General features: G+C 49.9%; 11 protein-coding genes. 2 read left to right on the forward strand and 9 right to left on the reverse strand.

All coding sequences use genetic code 11. The annotated features are described in order from the left end of the window. Window positions 1-291: 291 nt before the first annotated feature. Genes SFA31_RS08030 through SFA31_RS08040 form a run of 3 tightly spaced genes read right to left on the reverse strand, consistent with a single transcriptional unit; the run spans window position 292 to window position 2988 of the window. Entirely contained in the window at window positions 292-1167 is an 876-nt protein-coding gene (locus SFA31_RS08030) for a LysR family transcriptional regulator (protein WP_322837517.1), read from the reverse strand. A 21-nt stretch (window positions 1168-1188) separates the two neighbouring features. Beyond that, window positions 1189-2103, reverse strand: coding sequence for a LysR family transcriptional regulator (locus SFA31_RS08035; RefSeq protein ID WP_322837518.1), 915 nt, complete (start codon window positions 2101-2103; stop codon window positions 1189-1191). Between the two features lie 51 nt (window positions 2104-2154). Further along, window positions 2155-2988 carry an A24 family peptidase gene (locus SFA31_RS08040; protein WP_322837519.1) on the reverse strand — a complete coding sequence of 278 codons (834 nt, stop codon included), beginning with the start codon at window positions 2986-2988 and terminating at the stop codon, window positions 2155-2157. Between the two features lie 136 nt (window positions 2989-3124). Between SFA31_RS08040 and pilV the strand changes: the two genes are divergently transcribed. Beyond that, window positions 3125-4570, forward strand: a complete 1446-nt coding sequence (pilV, locus tag SFA31_RS08045) for a shufflon system plasmid conjugative transfer pilus tip adhesin PilV (RefSeq protein WP_322837520.1) — start codon at window positions 3125-3127, stop codon at window positions 4568-4570. A 331-nt stretch (window positions 4571-4901) separates the two neighbouring features. On the opposite strand, the gene SFA31_RS08050 is transcribed toward pilV, so the two are convergent. Then, window positions 4902-5432 carry a hypothetical protein gene (locus tag SFA31_RS08050; protein WP_322837521.1) on the reverse strand — a complete coding sequence of 177 codons (531 nt, stop codon included), beginning with the start codon at window positions 5430-5432 and terminating at the stop codon, window positions 4902-4904. 321 nt (window positions 5433-5753) lie between these two features. On the opposite strand from SFA31_RS08050, the gene SFA31_RS08055 reads away from it, so the two are divergent. Continuing rightward, on the forward strand, window positions 5754-7076 hold the full coding sequence (locus SFA31_RS08055; protein WP_322837522.1) for a hypothetical protein: 1323 nt from the start codon (window positions 5754-5756) through the stop codon (window positions 7074-7076). Between the two features lie 1025 nt (window positions 7077-8101). Here the strand turns inward: SFA31_RS08055 and SFA31_RS08060 are convergent. The 5 genes from SFA31_RS08060 to SFA31_RS08080 form a co-directional block, all read right to left on the reverse strand. Beyond that, entirely contained in the window at window positions 8102-9508 is a 1407-nt protein-coding gene (locus tag SFA31_RS08060; RefSeq protein ID WP_322837523.1) for a hypothetical protein, read from the reverse strand. 117 nt (window positions 9509-9625) lie between these two features. Continuing rightward, window positions 9626-10024, reverse strand: a complete 399-nt coding sequence (locus SFA31_RS08065) for a CesT family type III secretion system chaperone (protein WP_322837524.1) — start codon at window positions 10022-10024, stop codon at window positions 9626-9628. 1 nt (window position 10025) lies between these two features. After that, window positions 10026-10457 (reverse strand): type III secretion system chaperone, encoded by a 432-nt coding sequence (locus SFA31_RS08070; protein WP_322837525.1) that lies wholly within the window; start codon window positions 10455-10457, stop codon window positions 10026-10028. 192 nt (window positions 10458-10649) lie between these two features. Further along, window positions 10650-13826 (reverse strand): inverse autotransporter beta domain-containing protein, encoded by a 3177-nt coding sequence (locus tag SFA31_RS08075; protein WP_322837526.1) that lies wholly within the window; start codon window positions 13824-13826, stop codon window positions 10650-10652. A gap of 44 nt (window positions 13827-13870) precedes the next feature. Beyond that, window positions 13871-14563: a LuxR C-terminal-related transcriptional regulator gene (locus tag SFA31_RS08080; protein WP_322837527.1), complete on the reverse strand. Its 693-nt coding sequence runs from the start codon at window positions 14561-14563 to the stop codon at window positions 13871-13873. Between the last annotated feature and the right edge of the window lie 294 nt (window positions 14564-14857).

Raw genomic sequence — 14857 nt, forward strand, 5'->3', positions numbered from 1 at the left:
AAATGGAGCAGATACTGCGTATGAATAATTTTTCATATATCGACATAAAGCCTTTGAATGAAATCAACGGAGAAAGAAGCGCGGAGTTAGCTAAAAATAGCCCTCCATCCGGTACCAGACGTTGGTTCCAGGGTTTTGGACACCAGGCGCAGATTAATTTGAAGCATGAATTATCTATAGTCTGCTAGCCTGGTGATGATGTGTGTCGATGCGCGCTCGTTTAACCGACCGCATGAATATTTTCATTTTCAGCATAGGTATTTATTCATAGAGCCTGATTTTAGTGGGCAACTATAGCCAGCGCTCACCGCAATTAATACAAAACTCAACAAAAACATCCCGGGTTTTGTTTTCAATCTCAGGGTTCCAGGCCAAATAAAGCGGAATAGCGCTATGCATTCCGGAAAGGGTAACAAACTCCAGTGCGCTATCCTGCTTAGCGGCGGCGCTTTCATAAACGATTCCAATACCGAGGTTAGCGGAAACCAGACCCTGCAGAATAAAAATATCATTCACATAGTCCAGCCTCATTGGGTTGATATGATGCGTGATGAGATATCGATGGGTTTCTCGCGCAATAGTGGCATCGTAATCGGGGGATAGCCCGATTAACGGCAGTTCCTGGAAATAAGTATGAATGCTGGTGTTAGGGCGTAAATGGGCTTTATTAATAACCAGCACCAGTTTCTCATTGCTAACCTGGATACAGTCTAACGGTGGAAGTACCGGCGTATTTAAAAATGCCAAATGTGATAGCCCTTCCCGCAGCGATTGTATATGAGAGGCCACCGTCCCGGAGGTTAGCTTTAACTCAATATTGTTGTTTGCACTAAAGCTCGCGCTCAGTTTGGCAATAGGGTAAGTGGCGGGCATGCTGGTGCCTATAAAAAGCGTTTCTCTAAGATCGCCCGCTAACAGCGACGTTTTGTCGATAAGTTTTTCAAGATCCTTTAGCAAAACTAGCGCATCCTGATAAACCTTCCTGGAGGCCTGAGTGGGATAGATGCCATCGTAATGGCGGATAAATAGTTTTTTCCCAAACTTATTTTCCAGCGAGGTTATCTGTTTAGATAAAGCTGATTGCGTAATAAATAATTTCTTTGCCGTCTCATTAAAATTAAGTGTTTGATATAACATGATAAATGAAAAGAGTTTTTTGACATTCATAATGATTTTTTGTTCTTATTTTTATAATGGTGCGTTTAAGTGCTTTTCGTGTTGATAAAAGTAAAGGAATTCATCCCGTATTTCATTATTTATCATAGGGTTCCAGGCGAGTGACACTTCCCACTGGCTATGATGGCCGCCAAGCTCGATATAACCAATATCAGCGTTTTGCGGTAATGTGGTGCTCCAGGTAACAATAGACACACCAAGACCAGAGCTCAGTAATGCCAGCAGCGAGCTTTCGTCATGTATATATTGATAATTTTCGACGGCGATATTCAATTCTGACAGTAATAAATCGGTTTGGCGATGCAGGAAAGGGTCAAAGTCCGGGTACAGGCGAATTAATATATTTTGCTGTAATAGTTCGGCCAGGCGGGTATTTTCCCCCAGGGCATCTATCTTGCTTTTATGTGCGGCAAGCACAAGTTTGCCCGTTCCAAGCGGTAACGCACGTAAAGGATAAGGTACGGGAGGGCGCGTAAATCCCGCATCCACAGCGCCACGCAGTAACTGATGGTGCTGATGTTCCGGCGAAAGCGTTTGTATCGATACTTTCACATTCGGGTGATATTGCTTCACGAAATGAATGCCTTCTATGGCGAGAAATTTCCCTTTAGGGCCGGAGGCAAGACGTAGTATTTGAGGGTTCTGCGCGGCCAGTTCCGCTGTCTGATCGGCAAAATTATCAAATTTAATTAATATATTTTCGATATCCTGACTGATGGCAATACTTGTTTGAGTGGGTTCAATACCTTTGGTCGTTCGTACAAACAAATGAACCTTTAATAAATCTTCAAGACTTTTTATGTGTTTAGAAATAGCTGATTGGGTAATATTCCTTTTCTTTGCCGCGTTTACCATGTTCCCGGCGCGAAACACCGCCTGAAAACTCCTGAGGTATTTGATATCAATGCGCGAAATAATTGCGTTCATCAAAATCTCTCTATCGCTATTTTGGGCCAATGTTGTTTGAGAAAAATAATACTATTTATAGGGAATAGAAGAATTAAAAAATAAGAAAATTCTGCTCAATGACTCGTTATTATGAATAAAGCACATAATGGGGGCCTGCAAAAACAGCCATATCAGCCCGGCGATAATCAGCGCCGGACCGAACGGGAAGTTATCGCTGCTTTTTTTAAAGCGAAATGCCAGCCAATATACGCATCCCAATAATGGGCCCAACAGCAGAATAAAATTAATACTTTCTGCCCCTAGCCAGGCGCCAAGTGCGGCTATGAGTTTGAAATCACCGTAGCCCATGCCTTCTCGTTTTCGTAGCAGGCGATAGCACCAGTACGTTACCCACAGGGATAGATAGCCCGACGCGGCGCCTAAAATAGCGCTTTCAGCGGAAACCAGGCCTGTCCCAGTTGTACTCCAGAGCAGCCCGCACCATAACAAAGGTAGCGTGATGGCATCCGGTAACAGCATATGACTCAGATCGATGGCAGCCAATGCAAGAAGCGCGCTGATAAACAGGCAAAGTGCCAGCGCAGGCAGCACGCTGTGCCAGCATGCAAATACAGCGGCGAACAGCAGGCCGGTGATAACTTCCAGCAGCGGGTAACAACAGGATATTGAATGGGCGCAGCGGCGACAGCGGCCGCCCTGTATCAGCCAGCTAATAACCGGAATAAGCTGGCTGGCGCTTAATGTCGCACCGCATTTTAGGCAATGCGAACGCGGCACCATAAGATTAAAAGCGTCATTATTGGCAGCGTTGCCTTGCCGAACCATTAACGGCAACCGATAGATAACTACATTCAAAAAACTGCCAATACAGGTTCCGAAAATGAAAAAAAATAAAGTCAGCATAGCAGGGGAAGTAAATGAATTTGGCCGCTAGCTTTCTGTCGTAAGTTTCCGAATATCACTATAAACCACGCTTACTTCGGCTTACTGACGACACCAGTATGCTATTTACCTGTGATTTTAAAAAGTGGTGATTAAAATGCCTTTAACCAGAAGAGCACAGCAGCGGGGATTCACCATCCTTGAAATGATAATTGTGTTAATTGTGATTGTATCCCTATTATCCTTAGGCGCGGCCTACATGAAAAATTCGGCAGATGAGCGTCTGAATAAATCAGCTGCCTATGATTTACAGCGCATTACTCAGGCCGCGCAGGCTTGGGTTAAAGATAATTACAGCGCCTTGTCACAAAATGCCAGTTCCCTGACGCCGGAAGAATTAAAAAATAATCATTACCTGCCGGAGACCTTCCCGGTTAAGAATAGCTATGGGCAGCAATATAAGCTGCAGGTAACCCCGGAAAAAAGCGGTAAAAATACATTCGTGCGCGTTACGGTTATTACGCACGATGGGATGGCTATTTCAATCTCAGATATGCGTAAAATTGCCGGTAATATGGGGGAGAATAGCGGCTACTCACAGCAAAATGGTGTTATCACCGGTAACCAAAATGGCTGGTCGCTTCCTTATAGTGAAATTAAAAGGGGCCGCGTTGCCAGCGTAAGCTATATCGCCGAAAATGATGTAGTCAGCGCCGGTGCTTTTTTGCGCCGCTCAAAAATAGACGGGCATCCGGAATGGAACCAAATGGAAACGGATCTCGGGATGAAGGATAACAATATCACCTTTGAAAAAGGCGCGATTGTCTTTAATCACGACGGCTTTGAATCGACTCTGTCCGCTGACGGCGCAAGTTTTGCCCATAATAAGCAAAAGGTGGAGATAACCCCCGATGCGGTTAAGCTATCGGATGGTTCACCTAATACGTTTGGAAGTGCAATTACCGCGCAAGCCGTGAAAATGGGGGTTACGATGGTGGATAATCCCTCTTTAGCGCACCAAAAAGCCGATGAAATTTGTGCCAAAAGTGATGACGCGGCTGCCGGAAAGACATTTATGCTTGGTTATCGCGATCCTTATAAGCGTTATAAACCTGAATTTTACACTTTTATTTGTGCCGATAATGACGGTTACTCTAAAGTCAGCGGAGGTGGCAGAGCCTATTTCGTTAATAGTACCAAAATCAATAGCTATAATAGTTGTGATGTTCCTTTCTGGAGGCCGGAAGATCTTGATTCTAAGAATCCCACCGATATAGCAACGCCTTGCTTAGCATCTAGAACAGGCGATGGAAGGTTTAGCAAATATGCTCGTTTGAAATTTGTGAAGCAGATTGAAGGGCATAGCTTTTACACGACGAAGGGGACATGCGCCCGCAACGCCGCTACGCGAAAAGCCAATGTCTGTACTATCGAATGGATTACCAGAGAACAATTTAGACCCGGCGTTGACTCCTACACCCCTGTGAACGATAGCCAGTGTAATGCTGCCACTAGAGGCGAGGGTGTTCGTGTTATTTATATTATTAGATGGAGCAGTGAAAACCCAGATTCCTGCGAGCTGATGAAATACCACCACGATTAATATCATTAAACAATAGTCATTGCGCGCGCGTTATTAGCGTTTGCGGATGAATACACCGCGCGAAATATCGGGCCGCTATCTGGCCCTTATTCACCCGCCTGGCGCAAGATCGGGCGGCCGTTGGGCAAAATATATATTAATTGCCTCTGCCATTTATGCCCGGCGACGGGCCGCTGCCGCACCTGAAAATACTCATGCTGACTATGGCGGGCAAAAAGCGGGCTTCCTGGGTTAAATCCGGGCGGCCGTAGCGCGCAGGGGGAAGCAATCACCTGCCAGCACATAAAACCCAGCAGAGGAGCCTGTTCCGGTGGCTCCTTTTTTATGCCGTTTATCCGCGTTCCTGATACAGCTTTGCGGCACTGGTACCGCTCACGGCGCCGCAAAGCGCGCCGCTAGCCGACGAAAGCGCACAGTGAAGCGTCGTGGTTTGTAAATTCCAGGCGTAGGGCAGGCAGCCGGGCACGGCGGCGCAAATCGCCCCCAGCGCAATAGCCGCCGGAATGCTTACCCTATCGCTTAACCCCGCCAGTAGCCCACCGCTTGCGCCGCCACCGATAAGCGTGGCGATCGCGGTACCGTAAATCCCCGTACCGCTAGCCAAAAACCACATCCCGATACCGCCGGCGCAGCCGGCAGCGATACCGGCCGCCGCTAGCGCGCTTTTGGCGGACCACGCGCTTTGGGTTTGATTGCGCGCGGCGGTAAGCTCGCGAGCAGTGGCTTGCGCAAACTTACTTATCTGCGTTTTTTCATGCTCGCTACTTGCAGCAGTATCCACGGTTATATACGTACTACTCTTCTCTGCCGCGGGCGGGGGAGAGATATAGCAGGATGGAAGAGAAGGCTGGGAAATTAGCATACGTAAGGCTCCGAATTAAAAAAATGCAGGCGCTATGATACGTAACGCGCCGCCGATTAAAATTCGGTGAAGAACCGTATTCCCTGCGAAGATATTTCCAAAAGCGCCCGTTTTTTTCCTGCGGCCAATAGGGTATTGGCCTGGGTTACCGCGCGATATTTTTCACCGTATTGTGCGCCCCTGTTATTAACGCCTGCCCGGCAGGCTTATTCGGTTTACCAGCCACGCCAGCGCGGACCTGATGCGCTGGGCACCCTGCTTGGCAATAACGATAGCGTCCGTTGGGTCAGGTGATAAAGATGACATAAAGGATATTCCATCATGATTGTTATTAACCAGCGGGCGATCCCCGCGCGCTACCCCGCGCATGACGAAAAAACGCAGACTGACGCTCAAACGGCGCGCGCCTCACGCGCGGCGACTCAGCAAATAAAAGCCCGGCGGGCGCCAGTCTCCAACGACGGCATCTTCTCCCGCGTTACCCGGTGGGTGGCCTCGTCGCTATTTGGCTGCTGTGCCGCACCCCGCTATCAAAGCGACAGAAAAACGGAGTTTTACGCGTTAGCCTGCTGTGCCTATGGCGCGCAAAAAAAACAGCTTGTCTCAGGCGGCAATACTTGCTGTAAAACCGCCGGTGTATTGCGTGGCCCTGGCTACGAATTTACCGTGCCGCGCGGTGAACTCAACCTGGCAGAGAGCGCGATGTCAGGGGCGAAGGCCTGGCCGGCGCACCGGCAGGCACTGCAAAAGACGCCTTTTGCGGTGATAGACAGCGAGTTTAAATCGGTAACGCTCATCGCTGAGAAGAAACTATCCCGCCAGGGAAACGCCCCGTGCGCGGTGTTTCATCTGTCACACAGCCTCGGCGGACTGCGCGCGCCGGTGGGGCTGCTGGCGGTACACGGCCAGGCGACAGGCAATAAACAGCAGCAGATACCTTTGTTGGCAGAATCCCGGAACACCGGCCCAAACGCCGCCGCCATCGCAGCGTCCGCCACAGAGCAGCAGGTTGCGCATGAAAGTGGCAGCTCAGAGCAAATGTCCTGCTACAGCGATGCGCCGGATAATATTGCTTCACGCGAGACGCTGCCCGCTGCGCCCGCGCTGAAAGGCGACGCGTTCGATAATGAAGGCCGCGCGGATGAATGTGACGCCGGGCGGAAAGAGGTGGTGAAACCGGCGGTATCGGCGCGCCGCCGGGTGGATGCTGGCATACGCCAGACGGAAGAGAAACCGCCGCTTACGCTTCTTGAAGAGCTAAAACAGGCCTGCAGCCGTCGCGCTCAGGAGGTCGATTACTGCGCCAGCACCTTCCATGGTGAAACCCGCGAAGCAGCAGCGGATGCCCGCTATGGAGACAAAATATCTCCGCGCGAGGACATCGCCCGGGTTAAACAGCGGCAGGCGCAGGTTACATTTGCGTCTGCGCCGGGGAAGGACTATAGCGACGCGTCTTCTGGAGAATCCTTTACGCCAGCGCAGCGCGCGTTGAGGCCGCTTAATCAGCAGCGCCTGCAGCCGCAGGCGGCGTCGGGTATAGAAGAGCAGGCCGCTAACGCGCTGGCGCTACAGGCGGAGCTGCGCAAGGCGCTTAACGCGCGGGGGAAACGCGATGAACGGGCCTTTACCTGGTCTTCACGCTAGCACACACCTGCCGCAGGCGGGCGCACCTTCCCTGCGGCAGGATAGCGCCTGCGATAATCAAATCCGTTCCGGGCAGCGGCTACGCGAGTTAATCACTCTGCTTAATGGCGCCGAAATAAATACCCTAGCCGAGAGCACCAGTTTGCTATGGGTGATATATCGCGCGGTGAGATTGAACGGCGTTATTTATTACTGGCAGCGGCGCGTGAGGCGTAATTGATATTTCACCTCGAAGGTAAAGCCTTTACCTCTTCTTTATTCTGATGACAACCCTCTATTTTGTCGGGCAGTTTATTCGCCGGGCAGGCTGCACGCCGAAAGCGCCTTCGATTCCTGCCCGCTGCTATTCCCGGCGTCCCGGCGTTTGCTGGCAATCACGCCAACTCTCTCAGGGCGATAAAATACGCGGAATTAAGGCGTTAACCGTTTGCTGATCCACCGGAAATATGAACGATTGAAATGCCTTATTCCCGCCCGTTTTCCCGCATATTAATAATTCTTCTATCTGTGCGATACGCTTTACTTTAAGCGTGCGGCAACGTGCTTCAATGAAAGAGTTATAGGGCCGGGTAAGTTTATCAATCAGTGGCGGAGCGCAACGAGTTGCATAATAACTAATATTTCAATGCTGGGGAGCCTTCTCAATAAATGCAGGGAAATCATCTTTTGCGGTAAACGGGTATTTGGCGACTTCACTGCGGTTTTTTATCGATACTTTTTGCTTTTTTACTTAACAAGAATGCTCCTTTGAATTTGTGATAAAACACAGTCCTCTTTTTTACCCTGCGTACGATTAAACAAATCACCCGTTTGGGCTTGTCAGGGGGGCAGCGTCATGCCAGTGGCGTTCTCGATTATTTTCAGCGAGCGAGATCTGGCCGGGCTGAGAGGAATTATCAGGCATTGCAGTAGACGCGGAAATTGGCGCGAATAGGCATGTTCATTATAGAAAGTAGCCGCCTGAATTGGCGGCTTGAAAGATAAATCTACCTTTTCACTGCGCTAATGGCCGATGTTTCTCTGCTTCACGCTCGGGATTGCCGATTCATCCAATTGATATTGGTGCGATACTGTGGCTGCTCGGGCGCGGCAAGTTTGTGACTGGTATTGCCCTCCGCCAGGGAATGTTTAAGCGCGGTATTGTATTTATTCTTTTTATTCACATGGTGTAGCAGCGCTGCGCCGCCGCCGATACCGAGCACGCCCAGCCCGGCGATGCCGCTACCGGCATAGCCGATATTGCGATCGCGGTCTTCCGCCTTGGCAACAGACTCTTCGGCGCTCGCGCCCGCCTTCTCACTCAGAGTGAACGTATTGCCATCTTTACCGGTGACAGGAATGTCTTTGGCTCCCTCCTTCAAATCGCTCGCGCTGATGATGGGGTTGCCATTCGCATCCGAGTTGAATAACTCGTTCATGGTTTCATTATCAATGGCGCCTTCGGCGTAGAGAGAGCGAATCTCATCAATGCCGTCGGAAAGGCCTGCGGCTTCACCGTTGGCGCGCTCTTCCTCGTAGCAGCCGTCATTGCCCGCCTTCTCTAGCATAGCGATAAGTCCGCCCAGCCCGCCGACGGTGCCGGCGCTGCCGAGAACCATCATGGCGATTGCCGGAAAACGGCTGTGCTTCTTCGCGGTCATTCTGGCAGCGGAGAGCGCCTCTTTGTATTTTTTTGTATCAGCCAGTAGGGTTTGATTTTTATTTTGTAGCTCGCGCAGCTCCTCTGTTAGCGCTCTGACATTGACTGGCCGTTCGCTCTGTAGTACCTCCATTTGAGCGTCTAACTCGCTGATTTGCCTCTGATGAGCGGTATTGGCTTCGGTTAGGCTATCGCTCAGCGCTTTTTTTTCAGTTTCCAGCTGCTGCAGCTTAGCATTCAGCGCTTTTTCGCTGTTTTCAGGCTGCCGCGGCTTTGCGTTCTGACCACCGATATTGTTTTCCAGATTCTGGTTTCCAGTCGGTATCTCATTTTTTTGCTTTTGATTAACGGTGGGACGAGCGTTTATGGTGCTCTCGCCGACGCTGCCTTTTTTTAGGTCCTTCGACTGCTCTATTTTAAGTGTTAGCGGTAGTTTATTATTAATGGCAACGCCCCCGCTTCCCGCTTTATCCGCATTGAGCCGCGCGGTTGAAGCGATGCCCTGTTTAGTGGCGTCATCCTTTATCAGAATGCCTTCCCTCCTGTGAGAGGGGCGCTGTGTTATTTCGTCATTATTAGGCCGCTGCGCTAAATTATCTTTACTTATTCTTCCGGCTGCACGACGTTCTGCAAATTTTGCCACTAGTTCATTTAACATCTCCTGCTGTAAGGAGGGCGATCCGTTCGCGCCGCCGCTGTTATTCTTAATAGATTGAGATGCGCCTGATGCATCGCTTGCACGAAATATTGTCGTATTGTCGCTGACCGCAGTGGCAATTATGGGTGAGTGCATGGTTATAATTCCTTATTTCTTTTTACTCTGGTGTCTAAGGTATAAACAATAGGAGATCTGGGTTACAGATACATTTCCATTATTTCCCTTAATTATTTAACGTTTTTGCGCCATTCTTTAGATAATGCTTTGCTGGTGTAATGTTTCCCGTAAATGCTCAATATTTTGAATTAAATAATGTATCTGCTCATACAGCGCGTGCGCATCCAGCGTTTCTCGCTGTAATGGCAGCGTTAAATAAAGCGCGGTGTTTTCTGCCGACCAGCTTACATAAGGGCCATTAACCGTCGCAAACATCATATTGGCGCTCAGCAGCGTCAGTGAGGCATTTGCCGCAACCTCCGGCGCAAGCTGGCAAATAACGCCGTGTACGATGAGGTTATCTTCATCCAGTTCGGCAAGCGTAATGTGATAATCGCTATTAATGGTCAGGTTGCATACGCGCTGAAGATCGAACGCTAAATGCTTAATCCCGGCGATATCACCCAGCTGCGATATAATTTCGTCATTTGTCATCTTAGCGCTCCTGAAAGGGTGTATGCAGATGATGGCCCAGCGCGGTAAAGCGCTGACAAACTTCGCTGGCAATGTCGACAAGGTTATCTGCCAGTTCGCCGGCCAGCGTTTCAGCGCCGTCGTACACGTGGATAGTGTCCAGCAGCAGCAGCATGCGGCTCTCCGGTGAACAGGAGAATTTAGGGCCGTGCCCCAGTGCCATAATGCGATTGGATTCCAGAATCTCCATCACCAGCTCGGGCGGGAAGCGCTCATCCAGCGTACCGAGCGACAGAGAAAGAATAAGTTCATCGGTCTCCTCCTCCCAAATTAGAGTGAGTAGGGTAGCCGGTTGCTGAGACGGAATCAGCCATGCGTGATCCTCCGCCCACGTTAATTCGCTATTTAGTGCAACGGCGATGTGTTTAATAATGCTTTCGATAGTGGGAGTCATAATTAATCCTGCGTTTTAATAAACTGAAAAATTATGCTGTCGTCAGCGCGGTATAAATAACGGGTAGGCAGATAGCAGAACAGGAGAAAGGCTGCTTTAACATTATCTCTGAGGCGTTGAAATAATAATGCCCTTCACAGAAAGGGCATCGGGGAATTACACCATTAGGCTAATGAACAATAACGTTGATGATTAATGTTCACATAACGAGCGAGATTTAGAGATATTCGATACCTCTTTATCCGTTCCTCCCTCAGCCCCCGCCAGGTAAAATACTTTAGCGGTAGAGCCGCTGCTGGAACCCGGCACCCAGGTGCTCAGTTTAGGGGCATAGCCTGCAAAGGCCCGATATTGAGAAATATCGCCCCACTGCTGCCACAGTAGCTTCGGAATGTTGCTATCGCTAATAAAACGGGAGCCAGCCGGGCAGCTACTACTCGCGCTGGCGATAAGGTTATTGGTATCCGGATATTCGTAGAATTGGCCGCCGGTATTGCTAATAGTGAATGTTACCGCGCGCTCCATCTGCGTATCGCCATAAAACGCTGTGGCTATGATGTCGGTGCCATCAGAGCTAAACAGCGTCACCATGCCCTGAGAGTCGACTTTCGCCGCGCTGGCAGAGTTGCTTGACCACGCCCAGTTTCCGTCGCCGCCGGTGGCATTTATCTGAAACTCACCGCCTTTCAGGCGTACTTCGTTGAACGTATCGCTGCTGGTCGTGGCTCCGGTACCTTTAACGGTATAGCCGGTAATTTTCGGCACTGCATAGAAGTTTGCCGTACTGGTGCTACTGCACAGCGTTGGGTCATCCTTCAGGCAAACTTTTAATGACGGCGCGCCGGCCCGGCTCGCTATTCCCATCGTCAGTTTGACGCTGGCCTTGCCGTCTTTATCGGTGACCGGCGCGGCGTTATCCAGCGAACAGTCTGTGCAACCCGTTAAGGTAAAGGTTAAACCCTGGTCCTTAACCGCAGCGCCGATGCTGTTTTTCACGCTGGCGTTAACGGTAATGTCACTGTCGCTCCACTGCTTAGTGCGATCCAGCGTTAATGTGGGCGCAGCTATAACAATTTCCGGGATAAATTGTACCTGACTATCCAGCTTCTGATCGGTCTGTTTGCCGTCAGCGTCCAGCAGCGTTGCCTTCAGTTTCACAAAGCCCGGTGTTTTACTGGTTACACTTACCTGCGCCTCACCGTTCGCATTTATCGTGGTTTTCCCCGCGCTAAGTGTGCCGACGCCGCCATTGGCCCAGACCACGGTATAGCCTGTGAAAGATGAGGTACTGTGCAGGGCGCCGGTTTTCTCTTTGACGCTCAGCGTCCAGGTCACCGGACTGGTACCGTTGGCGATTTCCTGCGTTTTATTCGGCGTCAGCGTGTTAATCACCACCGGCGCGTTACTGACAAATTGCACCTGATTATTCTGCTTTTGATCCGCCTTAACGCCGCTGGTATCCACCAGCGTCGCCGTCAGGTTAACGGTACCTGGCAGGGTGCTGGTCACCGTAACTTGCGCATTTCCGTTGGCGTCCAGCGTCGTTTGCTGCGCGCTGAGGGTGCCGACGCCGTCGTTTTTCCACTGAATGCGATAACCCGCAAAAGATGACGCATTCTGTGCGTCTTTGTGTTTTACCGTCACGGTGTAGGTTACCGGGGAGGTGCCGTCAGCGTCCGCCTGTAGCTTATCTGGCGTAATACCACCGATGACAAAATCTGGCACCGGTTTATCATCGCTCACCGTCAGCTCGCTCTGGGCCGTATTTGAGATATTACCGCGGCGGTCCCATGCAATAGCGGAAAGCGGATAACTGCCCGCCGTTTTGGGAAGCGTAATTTTATATTGCGCGGGCGATAGTGCTTCAATTTTTCCGCCGGCGGCCAGCAGCTTCGCCGCGTTCCACTGAATATGATCCAGCCCGTGTTTCGCTTTTACAGTGGCGAGCACCGTTTGCTGAGTCTGCACTTTCCCTTTCAAATGGGCGGGCAGCGCGAGCGTGATAACCTCCATTTTCTGGTATTGCATCACCATATTGCTATTACGGTCGACAAACGCCAGCCTTGACCCCGCCAGCGTTCTCAGCTCGCGCACCGCGTCCGTGGAGATTTGCGCCTGCCAGGGCACGCCAAACAAATAATTAAACTGGAGGGAAAGCTGAGTATCGTTGACGCTACTTTTCCCCTGACGATAGTCCACCCCCGCCGTCACCAGCGGCACCGGCGTATAGTTAACGCCTGCCGTAATGGCGTAGGGATCTTTTTGCAGATGGTCGCGGCCAAATAGCCCGACATTCTCACCGACGTACTGCTCATACTGCAGCCTGGCGCCAAGCTGCGGCAAAGCCGGCAGATACCCCTCGGCGCGCAGATCAAAACCCGACGCCGCTTTTTCTTCATAATCATCCAGATTTTTCGAGGTTTTCCAGCCGGTCAGCCCGATATAACCATTCCCCGCCAGCTTCAGGAAGTTGCGCCAGTATTCTGCGCCCACGCCGAGGCGGGTATGCGCGTTACGCAGTTCTCTATCGACAAACAGGTTGTAACCCAGCATCTGCTGCGCGCTGAACCAGCGCTGGCCGATGCCCAGATTAGCCGTGGTGTAATCGTCTTTATCATGGACCCCAAGCTGGGTAAAGGTCAGCAAATCCGGGCTATTAGTCAGCGGTAACAGCAGGTCGGCGCTGCTGCCGTCCAGATGGAATTTTTGATCGACATTGAGCTGAACTCGCGCGTGGCCGAACTGATTAAGCCAGTTTTCCAGGTTATCGGCAGCGGCCTGTGAAGCACCGCCGATGGCCATATTCTTCGTCGCGTCCGCCTGGCGCTCGCTGTCGGCAATCGTGCCCGCGGCGGACAGCCATTCCGCCATACGTTTTTCCCTCCCGGCGTCGCTGTCAGCGCCGTCAGAAGAGGCGGGACGCGCTTCCTGCATCCGGGCCGCGCTATTCTTTTGTTCCATGGCGCGCGCGGTGGTGAAGCGCTGCGGTTCCACGGGTAGCATGATGACATCGCCAGCGCCCAGCCGTGAATAATCGCGATCGCTTGGATATTTAATGCGGTTTATTTCACGCAGCGTTAATTCACTAAGGCGGTTATCTTGGGCGATAGACGCCAGCGTCTCTCCCTCAGCAATAACGTGGCCGGTTTTAAAATAATGCGAAGCAATATATTGAGCCTGCTCGACCGCTTTTTTATGCGCCAGAGCCTGCGATATTACGGCAGAGTTTTTATTTTCAGCGTTAACCGCAGCTACCGGCGCCAGAGTTAACATGAGTGGAGTGACGCCTTGAAGAATAATTTGCATGCAGGCGACCAATCGTAATTTTCGATAGGGAGCGCCTTTTTGTATAGCGATATTTCGGTTCATTGTTTTCTCACTGAAGGGTTGACATGATAAATTGCTGTTTGGATTTATTGAATATTCAGGTGTTTCGCCCACTTGATTAAGTCCACTACGCTGTGCGCGTCGAGTTTTTTCATTAGATTTAATCTGTGGCTCTCAACTGTTTTAGTGCTAATAACTAGCTTTTCGGCAATTTCTTTATTCTTTAATCCTTGGGTAATTAAAGACAGTATTTGCTTTTCGCGCGGGGATATTCGCGGCAATGTTAGGGTGTCTGGCTGTGCATTAATATTATCCATACTCTCTTGAGACGAGGCGTAAGGTATTAGGGTTTTATCCATAAAAGTGAATCCGCGGCTTACGCTTAAGATGCCAGAGAGCAAATCATTCACCCCACTTTGTTTTAAAATGATGCCTTTAACCCCTGAGTCTATATAGCGAGATGCGCATAATATATTGTTTTTATTTGAATAAATTATGAATTTTGCTTTGTCGCTGTATCGTTTAACAAGTTGGAAAATATCCGTGGGATTAGCCATGCTTAGCATCGGATCAATAATAATAATGTCCGGGGAAAGTTTTTTATAGGTGGCAGTGATTTCATATTCATCGTGGCACTGTCCGGCAACATTGATATAAGGGTAGTGCACCAGGAGCTTTTTTATTGCAAAAGAAATGATAGGGTTATGATCGACCACTAAAATCCGGCTGGCGATATTTGCCTGAAGATTTTTTGGATTTGCAATATTGTATGGTGGCATTATTAATAACCTTTGCTTTATGTGTTTGTTATATTTTTGTTGTTTTTGTTTTTATTCTATGGCTTCCTGATAGCATAAGTGACTCGCTGACTCGCGCGGTATAGAAAAAAGGCGTGATTTCTGTTTTTTGCTCTAAATTTTATATTTTTTTTCTAATTAATCTAATTTATTTATTGATTCGTTGTATCTCCGATCCTGACGATGCAAATATAAATAAAAATAAGGTGTAATAACTATATTTGTGGGTGAGGTCGCTATGCTATTAATCGTGCTGCCCGACCTTGGCGTCTCTCT

This window comes from Erwinia sp. HR93, from assembly GCF_034555055.1.
In the GTDB taxonomy this organism is placed as follows: Bacteria; Pseudomonadota; Gammaproteobacteria; order Enterobacterales; family Enterobacteriaceae; genus Apirhabdus; species Apirhabdus apintestini.